This window comes from Gloeotrichia echinulata CP02 (genome assembly GCA_038087035.1).
Taxonomy (GTDB): domain Bacteria; phylum Cyanobacteriota; class Cyanobacteriia; order Cyanobacteriales; family Nostocaceae; genus Gloeotrichia; species Gloeotrichia echinulata.
On sequence record CP051187.1, the window covers coordinates 867,976 to 888,655 of the forward strand.

A 20,680-nucleotide genomic window follows, 5' to 3' on the forward strand; every position below is an offset into this window, starting at 1 on the left:
TCATTACTCATTACTCATTACTCATTACTCATTACTCATTACTCATTACTCATTACTCATAACTCATAACTCATAACTCATAACTCATAACTCATTACTCATTACTCATTACTCATTACTCATTACTCATTACTCATTACTCATTACTCATTACTCATTACTCATTACTCATTACTCATTACTCATTACTCATTACTCATTACTCATTACTCATTACTCATTACTCATTACTCATTACTCATTACTCATTACTCATTACTCATTACTCATTACTCATTACTCATTACTCATTACTCATTACTCATTACTCATTACTCATTACTCATTACTCATTACTCATTACTCATTACTCATTACTCATTACTCATTACTCATTACTCATTACTCATTACTCATTACTCATTACTCATTACTCATTACTCATTACTCATTACTCATTACTCATTACTCATTACTCATTACTCATTACTCATTACTCATTACTCTTGGTCATTTGTCATTTGTCATTTGTCATTTGTGATTGGTGGTGAATTAATTAAATTTCAGCTAATAAATTGTCAAGTTCGTCTTGACTCAAACCAGCATCAGGAAAATCTGACGGTGTATAACCCCCCACCGCTGAAGACATGCAATATTCAATTAATGCTTTCAACACTGATATATAATCATTTGCGAGGCGATCAATGGTTTCTCGTCGATGGACATTTTCGCTGTAAATCCAAATTATTTCCAGCTGGCTTTCAACTATCATTCCCACCACATCTAGTAGATGACTACGCTCTGATTTCGGGCTAAAAATTTTACCTACGCTCTCTGGTGCAAATCCTAGTAAAATTGGTTCTGACCGAATCTGGTCAAATTGTCCCAAATAGTTAAAACATAGCTCCGCTTTTGGGAGCATTTGTAGTTGCTGACTAATATTCTGATTCTGTCCCAGATATCGCAGAATACCGTAACCAATACCGTGATGAGGAATTCGCCGCAGTTGCTCTTTGATGGTTTTCAAGGCTTCTGTTGGACTAGAAGTTGTTCCTAAGTCCAAAAGAACAGGGTAGATAGTAGTAAACCAGCCGACCGTCCGCGATAAGTCTACATCGTCAAATAGTTCTTCCCGTCCGTGACCTTCTAAGTCAATTAATAGGGATGGTGAACCTGTCCATTGAGCAAATGTTTGTACTAACGCTGTCAGTACTAAGTCATTAATTTGGGTATTGTAAACTGATGGGACATCTTGCAAAAGAATGCGAGTTTCTTCCTCAGTTAAAAACACCGATATTTCTGTGCTACTAGCTTCTGTATTTGCTGCTTTATGAAAGGCATAATCTACTGGAAAAGGCTCAATATTGGAGCTGGTTTGAGCTAACCAATGGTTAAATTCTTGTTCTATAGATTTTGATTGTCCATATTCGTACTGACGAGAAGACCAATATTGGAAAGATGTAGTTTTATGCGGTAGTTTAACAGCTTCTCCCTGCTCTAGTTGACGGTAAGCTGTTACTAAATCATCGAACAAAATCCGCCATGATACGCCATCAACTACAAGGTGTTGAATAATTAACAGTAACCGAGCAGGTTTTTCACTACCTAATTGAAATAGGACAACCCGCAGCATTGGCCCTGCTGCTAAATTCAGAGTTCCTTGTAGTTCACTGGCTTTTGATTCTATCGCAACTGATTGTTCAGCCTCTGGTAAAGTGGAGAAATCAATTACTTCAAAGGGGACAAACTCATATTCATCAGAGTTAATTTGCTGCCATTTTAACTCATCTTTAATAAACCGCATTCTCAGAGCATCATGATGTATCATCAATTGTTGAATCACCTGCTCTAATAATGCTGATTTAATATCTGCTGGCACTGCTAACATCATTGCTTGATTAAAGTAGTGCGGTTCTTGCCAATTCTCTTCAAAGAACCAATGCTGAATTGGTGTTATAGTAACTTCACCTGTGACTAAACCTTGTTCAGCTTGAATAGAATTATTTGTGTTAGCAACACTGGCTAATTGAGCGATTGTTTGGGATTTAAATAGCTGTTTAGTCGTGATTTGTATCCCTTTCTGATTAGCGCGGGCGATAATTTGAATACTAATAATCGAGTCTCCGCCTAATTCAAAGAAGTTGTCATGAATGCCTACTTTTTCTAATCGTAAAACTTCTTGCCAAATACCTGTCAAAACTTCTTCTGTGGGGGTACGAGGCGCAGCAAATTGCTCTGAATCATTACTGATTGTAGGTACTGGTAAAGCGCGACGGTCTATTTTACCGTTAGGAGTCAAAGGTAAAGTATCGAGAACCACAAAAGCAGATGGAACCATGTAGTCTGGTAACTTTTGCTGGAGAAAGTCCCGCAATTGATTGTGATTTGAGGATTTTTCGCTAGTTACTAGATATGCTACTAGGCGTTTGATTCCTGGAGTATCTTCGCGGAGGATGACTACTGCAGCTTTTACCTGCGGATATGTGGTGAGTACGGCTTCAATTTCGCCTAATTCAATCCGGAAACCGCGAAGTTTCACCTGATGATCAACCCGACCTAAAAATTCAATATTACCATCGGGTAAATATCTGGCTAAATCTCCAGTTTTATATAATCTGGAATTATTTAATGGGTAGACAACAAAATTTTGCTGTGTTAAATCTGGGCGGTTTAAATAACCTCGTGCTAAACCAATACCACCAATATACAATTCTCCTGGTATCCCTATGGGGAGAGGTTGGAGATATTGGTCTAAGATATAAGTTTGGCTGTTAGCAATGGGTTTACCTATGGGTAGTAGTGGGGGAATATTTTCTGTAGGTAATTGATAAATAGTTGTAACTACAGTTGCTTCAGTCGGACCGTATGTATTGAGTAATCTGGGTGGTTCACTCAATTGATACCGCTGAATGTGAAATTCAATATATTTTTGCCATAGTTTTAATGTAGCTGGACTGGCTGCTTCTCCACCAATAATTACTCGGCGTAAAGTTTGGGGTAAACTTACAGATGTGGTGACTAATTCAGTGGTTAATTGTTGCCAGTATGCTGTAGGTAAATCTAAGATTGTGATTTCCCATTCCCGACATTTTTGCATAAATGTTGAGAGGGAATTCAACATTTCTTCAGTGCGGAGTATGAGGGTTGCGCCGGAGAATAAAGTAGAATATATTTCTTCAACTGCGGCGTCAAAATTAATGGTGGCGAATTGAAGAATGCGGTCATTTTGACTAATTCCGTAGATGCTGATGGCGGCTTCAATGAAGTTGACGACTGACCGATGTTCAATGGTGACGCCTTTGGGTTGTCCTGTAGACCCAGAGGTATAAATTACATAGGCTAGGTTTTCTGGTTGGACTTCACTAACTGGATTTTCTTGACTTTGGCTATGAAGAATTTGCTGGTCTTTGTCTAAATAAATTATTTTGGCTTCATCGTCACACCAAATATCAACTAGGTGCTGTTTGGTTAATAAAACTGACACCTGAGCATCTTTGATGATGTAAGCTAAACGCTCAGAGGGATAATTAGGGTCTAGAGGTACATAAGCAGCACCCGCTTTGAGAACCGCTAATAAACTAATAATTAATTCTGGCGATCGCTCTACACAAATCCCCACTAAATCCTCTGGTTTCACCCCTAAGCTTTGCAAGTAATGAGCCAGTTGATTAGCTTTAGTATTTAACTGTTGATAGGTGAGTTTTTGGTTGTCGTAAATCAGGGCGATCGCTTCTGGTGTTCTTTCTACTTGTTCTGCAAATAACTGATGAATACATTTATCTTTGGGGTAATCAGTTTCAGTCTGATTCCATAAAACTAAAACTTGCTCCTGCTCTTTTTCTGTTAGCAGTGGTAATTTATGAATGGATTGGTCGGGATTAATCACAATTGCTGATAACAAGGTCTGCAAATGACCTGTCATTCTGGTAATAGTATCTGCTGTATATAAGTCGCTGCTATATTCCCATCTTGCTATCAATTCCTGCTTTGTCTCCCACACAGACAAAGACAAATCAAACTGAGATATTCCCCGTTCTACTATCTGGGGAGTCAGGGTTAAATCAGGTAATTCCCAGGTATCTAAGGAGAAATTCTCCCAAGCAAACATCACCTGAAATAGGGGGTTATAGCTGAGAGAACGTTCGGGATGTAATGCTTCTACCACTTCTTCAAATGGCACATCTTGATTAGCATCAGCTGCTAAAGCTACTTGTCGTACCTGCGCCAGTAATTGGGAAAAACTGCAATTATTTGGAATCTGATGACGCAGAACTACAGTATTGACAAAAAAGCCAATTAATGACTCTATTTCTGTGTGGTTACGGTTAGCGATGGGACAACCGATACTAATATCATTCTGACCACTGTAACGATAGAGTAAGCTAACAAAAGCCGTTAGTAAGGTATGAAATAAAGTCGCTCCTGACTGTTGGCTAATCGACTTTAACTGCGTGGTTAAATTCAGGTCAATTTTAAATTCTTGAGTCGCACCAACAAAACTCTGAATCGGTGGACGTGGTTTATCTGTGGGTAACTCTAATAATGGCGGCGCATCTGCTAACTGTTGCTTCCAGTAATCGAGTTGTCTTTCTAATAATTCTCCTGTGATATTTTGTCGTTGCCAAACTACAAAGTCGCCATATTGTATATTTAAATCTGGTAAAACTGTAGCAACATTGGCTGCAATTTCTTGACAACCTGGATAAAGGCTAGACAACTCTTTGAGCAAGATTCCCATTGACCAACCATCAGTAATGATGTGGTGCATAGTAATCACTAAAATGTGGGAATCTTCCCCTACACGCAGCAACTTAAATCGCGATAAATCACCAGTTTCTAAATTAAATGGTTGGCAAACCTCTTGAGTAATTTTATTTTCTACCTCTATTTCCGATAAATTCTGCAAATCTACGACAGGTAGGGTGATAGTAAAACTAGGATTAATTTTTTGGAATGGTTTGCCATCAATAGTAATAAAAGCAGTCCTTAAACTTTCATGACGGCGAATAATATTATGAATACTTTGCTCTAAAGCTGTGATATTTAGCTTACCGTTAAGCCGTAGTTGAATACTTTCGTTATAAGCAGGGTTATTGCTATCTAATTGATGCAGAAACCACATCCTTTGCTGGGCATAGGATAACGGTAATAGTCCCTTTCTATCAACTGCTACTATCGGCGCAGCAGTAGCTTGTGTGGCAATTTTAGCCTCTTTAAGAAAGGCGATAATTTCTGTTTTTCGCTGTACTAGTTCTGCTTTTAAAGCTGCTGTCATCACCCCCTTAGAAGCGCGATAGCTGAGTTGTTCTCCTTCCAACCAAACTTTAATTCCTAAACTTTGTAGCCTAGATAAAAAATCAACAATCGTCACAATATTTCCTCCTCAAATTCTTCTGTCTCAGTAGATGTTTGCCATGCTTGATTTACCCAAATAAGCGTTTCAATACTTTGGGCTAAATTAGCGATGGTGGGAGCAGTAAATAAGCGTTGCAAAGATAACTCGATAGCAAAATCTTTGCGTAATCGAGAAATTAATTGGGTAGCTAGGAGGGAATTTCCTCCCAATTCAAAGAAGTTATCGTAAATGTCGCAGGAGGAAAGTCCGAGAACTTCTTGCCAACTTTGACCAATTTTGCGTTCAGTCTCGGTTCTGGGGGCTGTACGTTGTCGCTGATTGGAATTGTTAACTTGTTGTTCGAGTTGCTCAAAGTCAATTTCACCGTTTTTTGTGACTGGTATTGACTCTAGACGAACATATTTACAAGTGGTAGATGTACCGAAGTCATCACTGAGGGATTCTTCTCCAAATTTTACACTATAATTTTTGCTTTTCAAATATGCTGTTAATTTTTTTACACTCTTAACTTCTCGGAAATAGCGGTGAATATTATGGTTGCTACCATCTAAGCCAATCATTAGATCTGCTTGCTGATGGCGTAAACTGATGAGTACCGAAGCGATCGCCTCCTCAGAAGACATGGCATAATAACCCTTGGCATTGAGTAACTGTTTTATCTCATTACCCTGACTCATACCGATGTCTTCCCACATACTCCACGCCAAACAATAACTCTGTAAGCCAGAGGATTGTTTTTGATAGTGAGTAAAGCTATGTAAAAAACTATTTGCAGATGTATAAGCACCGATAGGCCGCACCACCGAAGAAACTGGCTACAGAAGAAAAGCTGATAAAAATGCTATCAGGATTGTTTTTGAGAAGTTGATGTAGTGTCCAAGTCCCCAAAATCTTAGGACGGAACACTACTGACAAACTTTCTAGAGTTTCTTCTACTACTAGCCGTTCGTGAAAAACTCCTGCTAAATGAATTATCCCGTCTAAATCTTTTTTCCATTGAGATGTTACTTGGTTGACAGTTGTTTGTAATTGATCTAAATCACAAATATCAACAGTCGCGTAAATTACTTCTCCCCCTAACTTGTGGAGTTCTTGATAAGCTTGTAGGCGTTGTAAGTTAGCATCTAAAGGAGTTCTTCCGACTAAAATTAGCCTAGCTTGATAATTTTGCAACAGATAACGAGCTACCTGCATTCCTACACCCCCAAGTCCGCCACTGAGAAGATAAATCCCCTGGTATTTGAAGGGTATGTCTTGCTGAGGTTCATCAGCAAAGTTGACTGTTTGTAGACGCTTAATGAAACGCTGTTGATTTCTGTAGCTAATTTCTCTTTCTTGGGAATAAACCCACAGTTCTTGGAGAAGATGAGCGCTATTTACTTCAACTTGATCAATAGGTAAATCAATGTGGCGACAGTTTAACCAGGGGATTTCTTGAGCAATAGTTTTTAGTAGTCCCAAAACAGGGGATTTTGCATAGGCGATTTGGTCAGTGGCTAAAATAGATTGGATATGACTAGAAGCAAAGACTAATTGCAGAGATTTTTCCGAATTGTGAACTTTTACTAGAGCTTGGACTAGGAACAATAGGCTGTATATTCCTTTAATTTGCGCTGACTGCAAAGCTTCTAAACTGGATACTTCACCTAAATATTGGTCATAAGTCCACAGGTGTAAAATTTGCCCAATCTTCAGGTGATTTGCTGCTAATGACGCCAGCAATAAATGATAATGCTCGGCTATTTGCGGATTAATAATATAGCTATTGCTAGTAATTTGTTGAAACTCGGAACCCGATGCAACCTGCACATAAGCAAGTTGATGCTGTTGGAGTTGCTGACAAATAAACTCGCCTAACCCTAAGTCATCTAGAAATACTATAGTGGTATCTACAACAGAGCGGAAAGTCACTGGCTTTCGCGGTTGCCAAATTTGACGATAAAACCAAGCCGGAATCGTATTAGCATTACCTAATAGCACATCAACTTGTTTGAGAATCGGTGTAAATTCACCCGCCTCAAAGCGTTTACTCAGTTGAGTACGTTGAATTTTTCCGATTGCTGTTTTCGGAATAATTTCTTTTTCTACGGGTAATAAATAGTCTGGATTAATCCCCACCTGACTCACTACCTGAGTGCGAATTTGCTTGAGGAGATTAACCAAACCATCATCAGTTAATTTGGTGTGAAAAAATATGGCTAATTTATCTGTATTACTACTAGGCGATCGCACAGCACAAGCTGCTGTATAAGATACCTCAACCCCAGCAATTACTTCAGTTGCTACTTCTATTTCATGACTATAATAATTAACTCCATTGATAATAATAGTTTCCTTGGCTCTCCCTGTAATTACCAAGTGTCCATCACTAATAAATCCCAAATCCCCAGTATCAAACCAACCAGACTCTAAAAATGCCTCTTGATTAGCCGCAGGATTTTTGTAATATCCCAAAGAAACAGCATCACCCTTAACTTGTAACCGACCAATTGTATCTTCTGGTAAAGGTGAATTTTCAGCATCCACTATGCGGATAGAAACACCAGGAATTACCTCACCTAAATCTGTAAAAGTCGTACAATTGGAATCATGGGCTTTACCTCGTTTCAGCTTCCCCTTTAAAGAATTTTTTTCTATATAGTGAAATAGCAGCGGTTGTGTTTCAGTAGGTTGAAAATAAGTAATTCCTGACCCCATTTCCGCCATCCCAAAAGCTGGACGCAGCACAGTTTTTTTCAAGCTGTATTTACTATGAAGATGCTCAACAAACTCCACCACTGCTTGATTAGATACTGCTTCCCCGGCTGTCAAGAAAGTTTGCACACAATCTAAATTCCATTGCTGTAATGACTCTTGTTTAAGAGCATCATTGATCAGATTGTAGGCAAAGTTAGGTGCCCAACTATGGGTGATGCGATACTGATCAATTAAATCTAGCCAATTGAGAGGACGACTTAAGATATATTCTGTTTGTACATACACCAACTGACATCCCAAATCAACACAGCGGATATGCCAATCAGAAATACTACCAATATGGTCAAATGGTAGCCAATTGAGAATTCTATCTTCTTGACTATTTTGGCAGAGTATGTTGGTTCCTCTAGCACGCGAGAGCAGATTTTTATGAGTTAAAGCAATACATTTTGGGATACCTGTGCTACCAGATGTCAAACTGAAAAAAGCAATGTCATCGGTTTGACTTTGGTGATAATCTAAATCTGGTGAGCAGGTGCTGATTTCTTCAATTACACACACTTTCAATACTTGACTTTTTAACCTGGGCGCTAAAGATTTTATATCCTCTTGCAGTGCTGCATTAGTCAGAATTAACGGCTGTTCTAAAAATTGCCAAATATGACAAATTTTTTCTGTTTCCTTATTACCATCTTCATAGCTAGATGGCGGTGTAATAATCACAGGAATAAATCCACCTAATATACAACCCCAAAAAGCCGAAATAATATCACAATTGTTTGATAACTGAAAAATTACCTTGTCTTGGGGTTTAAGTCCTTGTTGTCGCAAAAGTGTCAGAATTTTTTGAGCATTTTCGAGTAAATCCCTATAAGATTGCCAAAATTCTGAACCATCCGCACGAATATAAGTTATTCCTTTAGTTAATAGTTTTTGGGCGGTAAGTTGCAAAACCTCTACCAAAGTTGTTGGGACAGAATCTTCCCATTGCACAAGTTTACCGCTGCTGATCGCAAGTTTTCTCTGAGTGGTTTGTGCTATATCTTCTGCTGTCGATAGACAGCTATCTAAAGAGGAGATATTTCCCTGATTAGCATTCTTAGCCGTTATCATTGTCTTCGCCGGTAGCAAGTCCTGAAGATGTAGAGGCGGAATATTCTCCACTTGGCTTTGCGCTACCACCGCTACCTGTTCTATTTCTGATTTTGACTTGAGTTGCTCCTCCCAGCGTTGCACTAAAGCGCTATCAATTACTGGTATTTGATTTAAAGTTTCTTCATCGACATCACCTTTTGCAGTCATGGGTAATGTAGTAATAGGCACATAAACTGAGGGCAAAAGATGATCTGGTAATTGAGATTGTAAATGTTTATGTAGCTGCTGCAACCTCCATTTACCAACAGGAACTACATAAGCCACTAGCCTACCATCTCGTTCCATTACATAACAATCTTCCACCAAAGGAGCAGACAATATTGCTAATTCCAAAATTTGATAGGTGCTATTTTTTTGCCAATACCAGGCTTTGTGGTCTGAATCAAAAATAAGTTGATTATTGATAAATAGCTGTTCAGTATTATTCATTATTAATGATTGTTTTGTTTGCAAAGTTATTTTTGAGTATTTCTTCAATACCCATGATGTTGAACGCACCCCATCTAAATCAAAGATTATAGATGGGGATTCGTGCGCTAAGAAGCTGTAATACTTCTTGAGCGTTACCAGGGTTACTGGCGTTCTCAGTGTGTCGTTAGAACTTTCGCTTACGAACACCCTAGTAAAAAGTATTATTAATATAATGACTTTTTACTCGTTATAAACAATTAGTGAAATTGGTCTATGTCTCCGGCTGTAAAGCTTTTACAGTACCGCAAAAACTAATTATCAGAATTATAGCATGAAAGAATAATTGTTGCTGCGCGTTTTATACTGGTTTCGCTTACCCCACCTAAAATGTAGATATTTTTATAGTATTTTTAGGTGGGGACTGCGCGAAACATTTTTGTTCAAAAAGTTTGACAAATACAGCCATTTTCAGGTAAATAGACGACGCTTTTGGGGCGCAAGGACTTACGCCCCTACGAAGATATATTAGCTTTGCCTAAGTAATCATACAAGAGAAACAAATATTTACAACATCAAAAATATACATTTTTAGCTAATTTTTTCCTTCCTATAGAGCATTTAATACTGCTTGGTTAAGCTATTTTTTGGCATCATAGACAACGATATTTCAAGGATTTCAGCATACTTGATTTCCAAAACCTACGCAGTATTGACAGAGGAGCAGATTTCTCCAACCGCTAAATAAGTAATAAGGAAAGAATTATAGGTAATACCAACCATCGGTGTAGCAAAATCCTTATTTATTGGTGAGCATGAGAAATTACCAGAAACAAAAGGTAGCTGGCAACCATTGATACATCATGGTGAAACCATTGGAGCAGTTTTGCGATCGCGCACAGGAGTAAAACCTCTGTACGTCTCCAGTGGTCATCGCATCAGTTTACCTACAGCAATTGACTACGTACTACGCTGCACACCAAAATATCGACTACCCGAAACTACCCGCATTGCTGATAAATTAGCATCTGCAAGATCAGCGACTCACAAATAAAAATATCTCATATACAGCATATTTCAGGTAAATGAGGTACGCCGGTAGGGGCGCAAGGCCTTGCGCCCCTACAATTATCTGTACCTCACCAACTTGCAATCTGCTGTAAGTAAGCTGATTATTTTTTTGAGAAGTTTTTTCTCAATACTTGCTTGCTCCTGCCCAATCATGTTAGTAATCCCACAGTAAGGAGTTGTAGTAACTCAATAAAAGTTACGGTCAGTAAAAATATATGAACGCACTAACTTTACAGTGGCACGATGCAGGTCAAGATAAAACACAGCAAATTTCCGATCAACAACCAAGCAAAAATCCGGGAACAGTCCGCATCGGTCGAGATCCACGACTGTGCGACATTGTTCTGAGTAATCCTACTGTATCCGGTCTGCACGTAGAAATATTTTTTCACCCCCAGCAGCAACGCTTTTATATCAGAAACCTGCGCGGGGATCAAAATCCCCCTGTCATAGATCAACAAAAACTCCCTCAAGGCGAAGCTCCTTTAAGCGACGATAGCACTATTTATTTGGGACAAATGGAACTCAAAGTTACTAGTGTATTGATTAACACCATTCCGCCAACAATTTTAGAACCACCACAACCACATACACCGCCAATACAACCACCACATCACCACCATTTACCGAAAACCCAGCCATCCTCACCAGGAGTTTATGGCTTAGAGTGTCCCAAATGTCATAAAGTCTCTCCACCACAAAACCTGCAAATTGGCTGTCCCTGGTGTGGTACATCTTTAGCCGCAGCAGTAAGTGTGTTGGTAGCACCGAATAATTAGATTGTCAGTTGTCAGTTGTCATTTGTCATTTGTTTATTTTCTAATGACCAATGACCAATGACCAATAACTAATGACTAATGACCAATAACCAATAACCAATAACAAATGACCAATAACCAATAACCAATAACAAATGACCAATAACCAATAACAAATGACCAATAACCAATAACCAATAACAAATGACCAATGACCAATGACCAATGACCAATGACCAATAACTAATGACCAATGACCAATAACTAATGACCAATGACAAATGACAAATAACCAATAACCAATAACCAATAACAAATGACCAATGACAAACCTACAAATTCAATTGAGTTGGGATGACCCCGCTACGGGAGAACGGCAAGAACCAAGGTATAGTTTACCTATCGCCTTTGGTCGAGAATTCGCCCGCTTACCGGCGGAAGTAGGGGGACAACGTGTTTCGCGCAAGGTGTTGAATAGTAACGAAGTTTCTCGCTACCATGCCCTCATTGACTGGGAACAAAATCAGGTGGTAGTGATTGACCAAGGCAGTGTTAATGGTATATCTGTCAACGGTCAACGTCAAACGCGCAGTGTTCTGGCTAATGGCGATACGTTGCAAATTGGGCCTTATATGATGACGGTGACATTTGGTGTCAACACACCAGCACCATCGCCTAATCCCATTTCCGCAATTCATTTTAACCCGAATACCAACTTACCAGACCCCAGCATCCCAGCCGCCCGACCTGTAACACCCTTGGGGAGCAATTTCCCACCGCCAGCCTTTGGGGCGCAACAGGTCGCCGTCCAAGCCCTTCATGCTACAGGTTTACCAGTAGATGAACGTGATTATCTCGCGATTGGGGCTGGACTAGGTAGTTTTATTTGGACTGATTTGCTACGAATTAGCGGTGTCCGTGCTGATAAAATTTTGGCTTTGGGATTAGAACCAGAACCCTATGCTCGTTATAAGCGTCTGTGTCTAAATTCCCAAATTCCTTTATATGAAAGACTACGATCTAATTCTGACTCCTGTCCTGATAATATTTGGGGCTGGCCTAGTTATGCTTTACGGGAATTTTGGCATGATTTCACCACAGGTAAGCTGAACACCGCATTCAAGTATTTATGGCAGGTGTTTGCTGAACCTACCTTAGCAGAAACTTATACACCCCGTGCCAGTAATGTCTTTGATTCTATAGATCGCGAAGCCAAGCGCATTGGCTGGGAGCAAATTTATCGCTATGGGCGAGTTAGGGCTATTCGCAAAACTGATGATGGTAGATATTGTGTAGCTTATTCTCGCGGACGTGGGGATTATGCTTTTGTCGTTACACGTTATTTACATTTATCTACTGGGTATCCAGCCATTCAGTTTTTGCCAGATTTGCAAGCTTATAGAGAAAAATATCAAGATTTTAAGTCTGTTGTCAATGCTTATGAAGCACATGATCATGTTTATGAACAGTTAGAAAGACTTGGTGGTACTGTATTAATTCGCGGACGGGGAATTGTGGCTTCGCGGATTGTGCAGCGAATTTTTGAAGCTAGAAAGAAAAATCGTAATATTACAGTATTGCATTTAATGCGATCGCCTAAACCCCAAGGCAACACATTCCAAAAAGCCACCCGTCTCGTCAAAAATCATTACGAATTTCAACCCTTTAACTGGCCCAAAGCTTGTTGGGGTGGTGAACTTCGGGTAATGTTAGAAAAAGCTACTCCCGATGAACGTAAAAGCTTACTCGCAGACTGGGGCGGTACCACCACCGCCGACCGTCAAGACTGGCAGCAAATTACTGAACAAGGTTTAAAAGAAGGCTGGTATCAAATTACCTTCGGCGAAGTGCTGCGTGTAGAACGGGATGCCCAAAATCGCACCATTACCCATATCCAAGAAACAGGCTTTGGGGAAATGAAACTGGCAGCTGATTTTATTGTTGATGCTACTGGTTTAGATGCCAAAGTCAATGCCAGTCCCCTACTAGAAGATTTGGTGAAACATTATAACCTGCCGCTAAATCACCTGGGACGGCTCGTAGTAGCCAATAACTTTGAGTTAGTAGAAATGCGTAACGGCAAAGGTCAAATCTATGCCGCAGGGGCAATTACCCTGGGTGGTCCCTATGCAGCCGTCGATAGTTTCCTCGGTTTACAGTATGCTGCATTAGTCGCCGTCGATGGACTCGTCAGCGCCCGTGCTACTGGAGTACATCGTTTAAATACCCTCAGTTCCATAGGACAATGGTTGAAGTGGGTATTCAATCAATCCCCTTCGTGACACTCCCACCTCTAGAAGGATACCACTGGCAAATGGTAGGTTTAACCCCTCATCGCACCGTCAAATCAGGGTTTTTGGAGTCGTTTGATGATCTGTAGGGGCGCAAGGCCTTGCGCCCCTACCCATCAATCGTCCTCGCAGATAGAACCACAACTAGTTATCAACCCCACCCCTAGATTCGTGTAAAAACAACTGATAACTCAATACAAGGATGTTAGACTCCAATGGTATACAGTGTAGGGAACATCCAAAATCTTTTCTTCTAATGACAATTTTATTCGTGCCGTGCCCCTACGACAATTTTCGTTAACTGAACTGTATTGACTGACAACTAACAAGCGAGAGTCAAAAGATAGCGATTAATGGTATAGAAATGTATAGAAACTTGTCAAAATATAAAATATAGTCTTTTAAATGCAAACATTTCTACCTCCTTCCTCAATGCAGCTGTCTTTAGCACCAAACCAATGTCAGCCTTTGAAGATTATCGCGCTGGGGGATAGCTTAATTTATGGATTCGGCGATCCCGAAACAGGAGGCTGGGTTGAACAACTGCGGCGTTCTTGGATGTTACCAAATAGCGCCGGTCACATACTTTATAATTTGGGAGTGCGAGGCGATCGCACACAACAAGTAGCACAAAGACTAGAAGTAGAATTTCGTCATCGGGGTGAACTGCGAAATCGTGTTCCCGACTTGATTATTTTGTCAGTCGGGGTAAATGATTCCGCCAGGCTAGCTCGTCCCAATGGTCGAAATCACACCGACTTTACTTTATTTGAATCAGAAATTGCCGCATTACTAGACCAAGCACAGCAACTCTGTCCCGTACTATTTGTAGGTATGGTACCAGTTGATGAAGCCAAAATGCCATTCCTCGATTGCTTCTACTTCAATCATACCGACCAGCACCGCTACAAAGAAGCTACATGCATTGCTTGTAGCCAAAGACAAATTCCCTATCTCGATATTTTCCAGCAATGGATGGCGCGGGGTGAAACTTGGAGGCACAAACATATCAGCCAAGATGGTCTTCATCCTAACACACTAGGCTATCAAGCCTTATTAGCAGATGTAATTAACTGGGAACCCCTAGCTAAATATCATGCTCCACAAATAAGGGATTACAACAAAATTCATTGATTTGAACCCCAGACCAACGTAGGGGCGCAAGGCCTTGCGCCCACACAAGGCCTTACGCCCACACAAGGCCTTGCGCCCACACAACGCCTTGCGCCCCGAACCACTCCCAACTCCTAATTATAATCTCTTTGTTATGACTCCAACTTTATTAGGTCGCTGGCAAACTCGATTATTATTACTTGCAACTGTAGGCGTATTAGTATCCTTACCCTTTGCAACCGGTCTAATTGCTTCTAATCCTAACTCCGTTTATTTCTGGATACTTGGCTATGTCGCCATCTTTGGCTTAGGCTGGGATTTCGTTTATGACAAACTCCAAAAATATCGCTGGGACAGAGACTGGCCAGCAGCTTTTCAACTAGGTGCTGGTATTTGGGAATTAATATTTGTTTTCTGTGGCGTAAAACTTTTTGGTTTTTTACCAATACCTGTACCCAAAGACCTTTTACCACCTCAAGTTTTCTTATTGCACTATAGCCTTGTGTGGCTAGCAGTTTTTATTACATCCCAAAGCCTCATGAGAATTATCTTTCCCCGTTGGCGTTTCCGGGGTGGCGAATGGCTATAACAAATCACTCAGAACTTAAGTAGGTCGGCGCAAATAAACCGTACGGTCGAGGGTCGTCATTTGTCCTTTGTCATTGGTCATTGGTAAGAGTTTCAGGCTTGTTTACTTTTCTTAACATAGTTTGGTTTATTTCTGCCTACTTACTTACAGCAGTTTTCATATATTTAGACCACACACTGATATCTGTACTTCTTTGTTCTTTTGTTCCTTTGTTCCTTTGTTCCTTTGTTCCTTTGTTCCTTTGCGCCTTTGCGCCTTCCCTACGGGACGCTGCGCGAATGCGTGAGATATAAAAATGTGGTTCATTTAATCTCAGGTGCTGTAATCTCGCCATTGATTCAATCAAAGAAATCAAATGTCAAACTTTGAACTGGTAATTAAGCTATTTCTGCAAATCACTGTGATTTTAACGACTTGTCGCATCGCTACCATTCTAGGACGACGTTATCTTGGACAAACCGGTGTTGTTTGCGAAATGATCGCAGGTGTCATGCTCGGTCCTTCACTATTCGGCTTGATAGCACCAGATTTGCAACAATGGCTATTTCCTAAGCTTCCTATCTTGATTTTGGGAGGGGAAAAAATTCCTCACCCATCCATGTCAATTTTATATGCCATCAGCCAAATTGGGTTAGTAATTTATATGTTTTTGATTGGGTTAGAGTTCAATACCAAACTCTTAAGACACCATATCAAAAGCGCAGGATTGCTATCTGCAGCGGGAATCATCACACCATTTATTTTAGGTGCGATCGCATCTTTTGGTTTACACCAAAATGGGGCTTTTTTCCAACCAAATGTCACCTCTTGGGCTGCAGCCTTGTATCTAGGTGCATCAATGACAATCACAGCTTTTCCTATGTTAGCTCGCATTATCTACGAACGCGGACTGACAAAAACTCGTTTTGGTACATTAGCCCTCGGCGCAGCTGCAATGGATGATGCTGTGGCTTGGTGTTTACTAGCAATTGTTCTTGCTAGTGTTAAAAATTCTCTCACCATTGCTATTTTAGCAATTGGTGGTGGTATTATCTATGTGATTTTGGCAATATTTCTCGGACAACCTTTACTAAAAATATTTACGCGGCTGACAAAACGCGATGCCGGTGTCAGCAGAGAAACCCTCACCTTATTATTGATAATTATATCGTTCTGTGCCTGGTTTACCGATGTCACAGGTATCTATGCCATATTTGGCGCCTTTGTCTTGGGTGCAGCTATGCCACGTGGCGAATTCGCCGAAAAAATTCGTCAACAAACTGAGTTTTTTACCACTTCGTTTTTATTGCCATTTTTCTTTGTATTCTCCGGTTTGAATACTCAAATCGGACTGGTGAACACCCCAGCTTTGTGGGGAATTACAGCTTTAATTTTGGTAATTGCTATTCTCGGTAAAGGCATTGCTTGTACACTAGCAGCAAAATTCGCCGGCGAAAATTGGCGAGAATCAGCAACTATTGGCTCTTTAATGAATGCTCGCGGTTTAATGGAGCTAATTATCCTCAACATCGGTTTGGAACAAGGTATAATTACTCCAACTTTATTTACTATCATGGTGATTATGGCCATTGTAACTACACTCATGGCATCACCACTGGTTGGTTTTTTGTTGCGCGGCACAACTTATGAAAATTCCCCCACTTAAGCAAAGTTGGGTATAAAATGGAGTAGCTAATCAATTGAGATGAATTACATAGGGCTAGTGCAAATTACTCAGTCTGTTTACCGTAAACTTAAAAATTCATCCCAGTTCATTTTTAACTACTATTACTGTGTTGTCACAACAATTTACATCACAATCTAGAGTGAATGAAGCATGGGTGTAGCAAAAAAGGTTGACATTTTCTAGAGATTTAAAGAATCATCTTAGAAAAACCGGATAGTCACTTTCGAGGGAACCATGCACACAATTGTTCTTGTTTTGTTTGAGGTGCTGATTGTTATTGGACTTTCACGGCTAGTAGGTCTGGGATTTAAGTCTATTAAACAGCCACTCGTAATTGGTGAAATAGTCGCCGGGATTATGCTCGGACCATCTCTATTTGGTTTACTGGCTCCCGATCTAGCTGCTAGTGTATTCCCCCCTGAAGCGGTACCATTCCTCAATGTTCTATCTCAGGTGGGATTAATATTTTTCATGTTTTTGATTGGGTTAGAGTTAAATCCCAAATACCTCAGCAGCCAGTTAGAAGTCGCAGTTTTGACTTCTCATGTGAGTATTTTGGTGCCGTTTTCCTTAGGAGCGCTAGCAGCGCTGGTGCTTTATCCTCTAGTTTCTAATGCTAGTGTTTCTTTTACCGCTTTTTCCCTATTTTTGGGAGCAGCGATGTCGATTACTGCTTTTCCCGTATTGGCGCGAATTATTACGGAAAATAATTTGCAAGGAACACGTTTAGGAACATTAGCATTGACTTGTGCAGCTGTGGATGATGTCACAGCTTGGTGTTTGTTAGCAGTAGCGATCGCCGTGGCTAGGGAAGGTAGTATCCTTGGTGCAATCCCCACAATTATCGAAAGCTTACTCTACATCACCTTCATGTTAACAGCAGGGCGTTGGTTCCTCCAGCGGCTTGCAACTTACCACCAGCGCACCGGACGCCTAAGCCAATTAGTTCTGGCGGGAATTTACATGGGAGTCGTGGCTTCGGCTTTGATTACCGAACTAATTGGGATTCACCTCATTTTCGGCGCCTTCTTACTCGGCGCAGCTATGCCCAAAGATGAAGATTTAGTCCGGGAATTAGCTGAAAAAACCGAAGATTTTGTTTTGATATTCCTCTTACCCATATTTTTCGCCTTCAGCGGCTTACGGACGCAAATTGGCTTACTCAATCGTCCTGAATTATGGCTATTATGTGCATTAGTCTTAGGAGTAGCAATCTCAGGTAAGTATTTTGGCACTTATGTAGCAGCCCGCGTCAGTGGTATTGAGAAACGCGAAGCCTCAGCCCTGGGTTGGTTAATGAATACTCGCGGTTTGACTGAACTAATCGTCTTAAATATTGGTCTGGAGTTAGGCGTGATTTCGCCCTTACTCTTTACCATGTTGGTGATTATGGCATTGGTAACGACATTTATGACCTCACCACTGCTAGAATGGACATATCCGAAAAGACTGATCAGATTAGATGTAGTCGAACCAGATTTGCCAGAAGAAACCGATACAGAAGTTACTTCTGCTCAGGAATCTTCCCAGCGTCCTTACCGAATTTTGGTGCCCGTCGCTAATCCTAGCACGCAAAAAGGATTGGTACAATTAGCCGTAGCCATAGCTCTCAATGACCGACAACCCGCAGTGGTTAATCCCCTCAGCCTGATTGAATTTGAAGAAGACTACGCCTTTGAAAGTACCCCCATAGAAGCCAACCGATTAATCGCCCAGCGTCGTCTGCAGTTAGAAGAATTGATTAATACACTCGAACCGACAACACGCTCTTATGTCCATCCCATCATTCGCATATCGAGCAACGTCGCCAGAGAAACTGCACAGATCGCCAAAATTGAGCCACCCAATTTAATTCTCGTGGGATGGCACCGCCCAGCTTTTAGTAACAATCGTTTAGGTGGAAGAGTTGGACAAATTCTCACCTCTGTACCCGTGGATGTAGCAGTGTTTATTGATCGCGGAGGAGAGCGATTAGAAAACTTGTTAGTTCCTTACTCAGCAAATATTCATGATGATTTAGCACTGATATTAGCTTTGAGACTGCTGATCAATCGGGATACTTGTATGTTGCAGATTTTACAGGTAGTATCAGAAAATGAAATCCAGGATGAATTGAGTTATGAACTTGACAAGATATTAGGGCAATTACCCCCCAATGTACGCGATCGCATTCAAATCAACACGATACAAGCCTCAGACCCCATCCAAGCCGTAGTCGCAGCCTCAGAAGCAGTTGACCTCACTATCGCAGGTACCAGCCGCACCTGGGGTATTGAACGTCAAACTTTAGGAAGATACACAGATCAACTAGCCATCCAATGTCGTTCTTCATTGCTGATTACCCGTCGCTACAGCCAAGTTACCTCTCATCTCATCTCAATACTTCCTGAAGTTAACAGTCCAGAATCAGCAATGAGGAACTAAAACCATGAATCATTTCAACTTGAAATCCTTAGCTTTTTATGGTATAGCTATAACTTCAGTTTTACTCCTGTTTAAAACCGTAACTGCCTATGGAGAAAGCAATCTTAAAGCTCCTACCGTAATTAACGGCGCCTATCGTCTTAACCTGGCTAAAAACTCATCCAACTGTCAACAATCAGAGCCTTTAATGTTGAATCTGCAGCAATCAGGTATTTACTTCAATGCCTTTTTGTTACCAGCTAAACTCAACACCAAAATATCTGCAAGCGACGAAAAAAAGCATTCCCTCACAGGGATGCTGAAAAATCAACAATTGAGTTTATCAGGCAATATCGACAGTTCAATGCTTTGTAATACACCAAATCAGGCACATACCTCAACTCACTTAGTCACAATTCAAATGAAAATAGTCGATAAAGGCAATCTTACAGGTCAACTAACCTTAAGTACCATCCCCCAACCTTGGGAATTTACAGCTTTAGCACAAAAAGCAGAGCAAGAATCACACAAGTAAATAGACCACGCAGTGAATCAATTTTGGATTTTGGATTTTGGATTTATTCCACGAATAAATTCGGGGGCTTCAGACCAGTTTAGATTTTAAATTTTGAATCTTCAATCCAAAATTTAAAATCTAAAATCTAAAATTCGGTGAGGAATCGTAGGGTGCGTGACGCTGCGATAAATATTGTCCCCCCGTCAGTTAACCTGTAGCGTCACGCACCATTCTAGGACTTACGCACTGTACAAATTTGGCATGGTATGATTTTACCAAAATAAGTTGTTTCAGGCTTTGATTAATTATTACTTTGATGGTAAACAGACCCGCGTTGTAGGGGTTTAGCAATGCTCAGTGGTATCAACTTAAGCCACAGATAGCTGATCGCAAGGCTTACCTACCCACCTTGGAATGAATTCCAAGGCTAATAGCTAAAGTCTACTGAAGTAGACTCAAGATTTCGCGGGGGTATTTAGTCATCTTTAGATGACTTCTGCTATGAGACTCAGAATTCATTCTGAGTCGGGCTATGGGTTTCGCGTTAAGTTGACACCAATGAGCAATGCTAAACCCCTACGACATCTCTGGTTTTTTGCAATCCATATTTTGTGTTTTTTGTCAATGAGTAAGTCCTACATTCCTTAAATGTAACAATCGTCGGGTGCGTAACACTG

11 protein-coding genes and 1 pseudogene are annotated in these 20,680 nt (G+C 40.5%); 8 read left to right on the forward strand and 4 right to left on the reverse strand.

What is annotated here, in order from left to right; genetic code table 11:
• Positions 1 to 535: 535 nt before the first annotated feature.
• The 3 genes from HEQ19_03850 to HEQ19_03860 form a co-directional block, all read right to left on the reverse strand.
• Positions 536 to 5,350 carry an amino acid adenylation domain-containing protein gene (locus HEQ19_03850; protein ID WYL98779.1) on the reverse strand — a complete coding sequence of 1,605 codons (4,815 nt, stop codon included), beginning with the start codon at positions 5,348 to 5,350 and terminating at the stop codon, positions 536 to 538.
• On the reverse strand, positions 5,347 to 6,030 hold the full coding sequence (locus tag HEQ19_03855) for a phosphopantetheine-binding protein (GenBank protein WYL98780.1): 684 nt from the start codon (positions 6,028 to 6,030) through the stop codon (positions 5,347 to 5,349). The genes HEQ19_03850 and HEQ19_03855 overlap by 4 nt, the downstream gene beginning before the upstream one ends.
• A 70-nt stretch (positions 6,031 to 6,100) precedes the next feature.
• On the reverse strand, positions 6,101 to 9,616 hold the full coding sequence (locus HEQ19_03860; GenBank protein ID WYL98781.1) for an SDR family NAD(P)-dependent oxidoreductase: 3,516 nt from the start codon (positions 9,614 to 9,616) through the stop codon (positions 6,101 to 6,103).
• A 751-nt stretch (positions 9,617 to 10,367) separates the two neighbouring features.
• On the opposite strand from HEQ19_03860, the pseudogene HEQ19_03865 reads away from it, so the two are divergent.
• Positions 10,368 to 10,649, forward strand: a pseudogene (locus HEQ19_03865) (endonuclease V).
• A gap of 232 nt (positions 10,650 to 10,881) precedes the next feature.
• Positions 10,882 to 11,445 carry an FHA domain-containing protein gene (locus tag HEQ19_03870; protein ID WYL98782.1) on the forward strand — a complete coding sequence of 188 codons (564 nt, stop codon included), beginning with the start codon at positions 10,882 to 10,884 and terminating at the stop codon, positions 11,443 to 11,445.
• 40 nt (positions 11,446 to 11,485) lie between these two features.
• Here HEQ19_03870 and HEQ19_03875 read toward each other — a convergent pair whose 3' ends face one another.
• On the reverse strand, positions 11,486 to 11,734 hold the full coding sequence (locus tag HEQ19_03875; protein ID WYM03241.2) for a hypothetical protein: 249 nt from the start codon (positions 11,732 to 11,734) through the stop codon (positions 11,486 to 11,488).
• 13 nt (positions 11,735 to 11,747) lie between these two features.
• On the opposite strand from HEQ19_03875, the gene HEQ19_03880 reads away from it, so the two are divergent.
• The 6 genes from HEQ19_03880 to HEQ19_03905 all read left to right on the forward strand — a co-directional run bounded on the left by HEQ19_03880 (position 11,748) and on the right by HEQ19_03905 (position 20,021).
• Positions 11,748 to 13,706, forward strand: coding sequence for an FHA domain-containing protein (locus tag HEQ19_03880; protein ID WYL98783.1), 1,959 nt, complete (start codon positions 11,748 to 11,750; stop codon positions 13,704 to 13,706).
• A 414-nt stretch (positions 13,707 to 14,120) separates the two neighbouring features.
• The gene (locus tag HEQ19_03885) at positions 14,121 to 14,849 is read left to right on the forward strand and encodes a GDSL-type esterase/lipase family protein (protein ID WYM03242.2); all 729 of its coding nucleotides are present in this window, start codon (positions 14,121 to 14,123) and stop codon (positions 14,847 to 14,849) included.
• Between the two features lie 133 nt (positions 14,850 to 14,982).
• On the forward strand, positions 14,983 to 15,417 hold the full coding sequence (locus HEQ19_03890; protein ID WYL98784.1) for a hypothetical protein: 435 nt from the start codon (positions 14,983 to 14,985) through the stop codon (positions 15,415 to 15,417).
• Between the two features lie 355 nt (positions 15,418 to 15,772).
• Positions 15,773 to 17,062: a cation:proton antiporter gene (locus HEQ19_03895; protein ID WYL98785.1), complete on the forward strand. Its 1,290-nt coding sequence runs from the start codon at positions 15,773 to 15,775 to the stop codon at positions 17,060 to 17,062.
• Between the two features lie 255 nt (positions 17,063 to 17,317).
• Entirely contained in the window at positions 17,318 to 19,507 is a 2,190-nt protein-coding gene (locus HEQ19_03900; GenBank protein WYL98786.1) for a cation:proton antiporter, read from the forward strand.
• 4 nt (positions 19,508 to 19,511) lie between these two features.
• Positions 19,512 to 20,021: a hypothetical protein gene (locus HEQ19_03905; protein WYL98787.1), complete on the forward strand. Its 510-nt coding sequence runs from the start codon at positions 19,512 to 19,514 to the stop codon at positions 20,019 to 20,021.
• Positions 20,022 to 20,680: the final 659 nt, after the last annotated feature.

Coding starts and splice junctions, on each gene's coding strand:
- HEQ19_03855 (WYL98780.1), bottom strand. CDS start 6,030: ATGTGGGAAGACATCGGTATGAGTCAGGGTAATGAGATAAAACAGTTA.
- HEQ19_03860 (WYL98781.1), bottom strand. CDS start 9,616: ATGAATAATACTGAACAGCTATTTATCAATAATCAACTTATTTTTGAT.
- HEQ19_03870 (WYL98782.1), top strand. CDS start 10,882: ATGAACGCACTAACTTTACAGTGGCACGATGCAGGTCAAGATAAAACA.
- HEQ19_03880 (WYL98783.1), top strand. CDS start 11,748: ATGACAAACCTACAAATTCAATTGAGTTGGGATGACCCCGCTACGGGA.
- HEQ19_03885 (WYM03242.2), top strand. CDS start 14,121: ATGCAAACATTTCTACCTCCTTCCTCAATGCAGCTGTCTTTAGCACCA.
- HEQ19_03890 (WYL98784.1), top strand. CDS start 14,983: ATGACTCCAACTTTATTAGGTCGCTGGCAAACTCGATTATTATTACTT.
- HEQ19_03895 (WYL98785.1), top strand. CDS start 15,773: ATGTCAAACTTTGAACTGGTAATTAAGCTATTTCTGCAAATCACTGTG.
- HEQ19_03900 (WYL98786.1), top strand. CDS start 17,318: ATGCACACAATTGTTCTTGTTTTGTTTGAGGTGCTGATTGTTATTGGA.
- HEQ19_03905 (WYL98787.1), top strand. CDS start 19,512: ATGAATCATTTCAACTTGAAATCCTTAGCTTTTTATGGTATAGCTATA.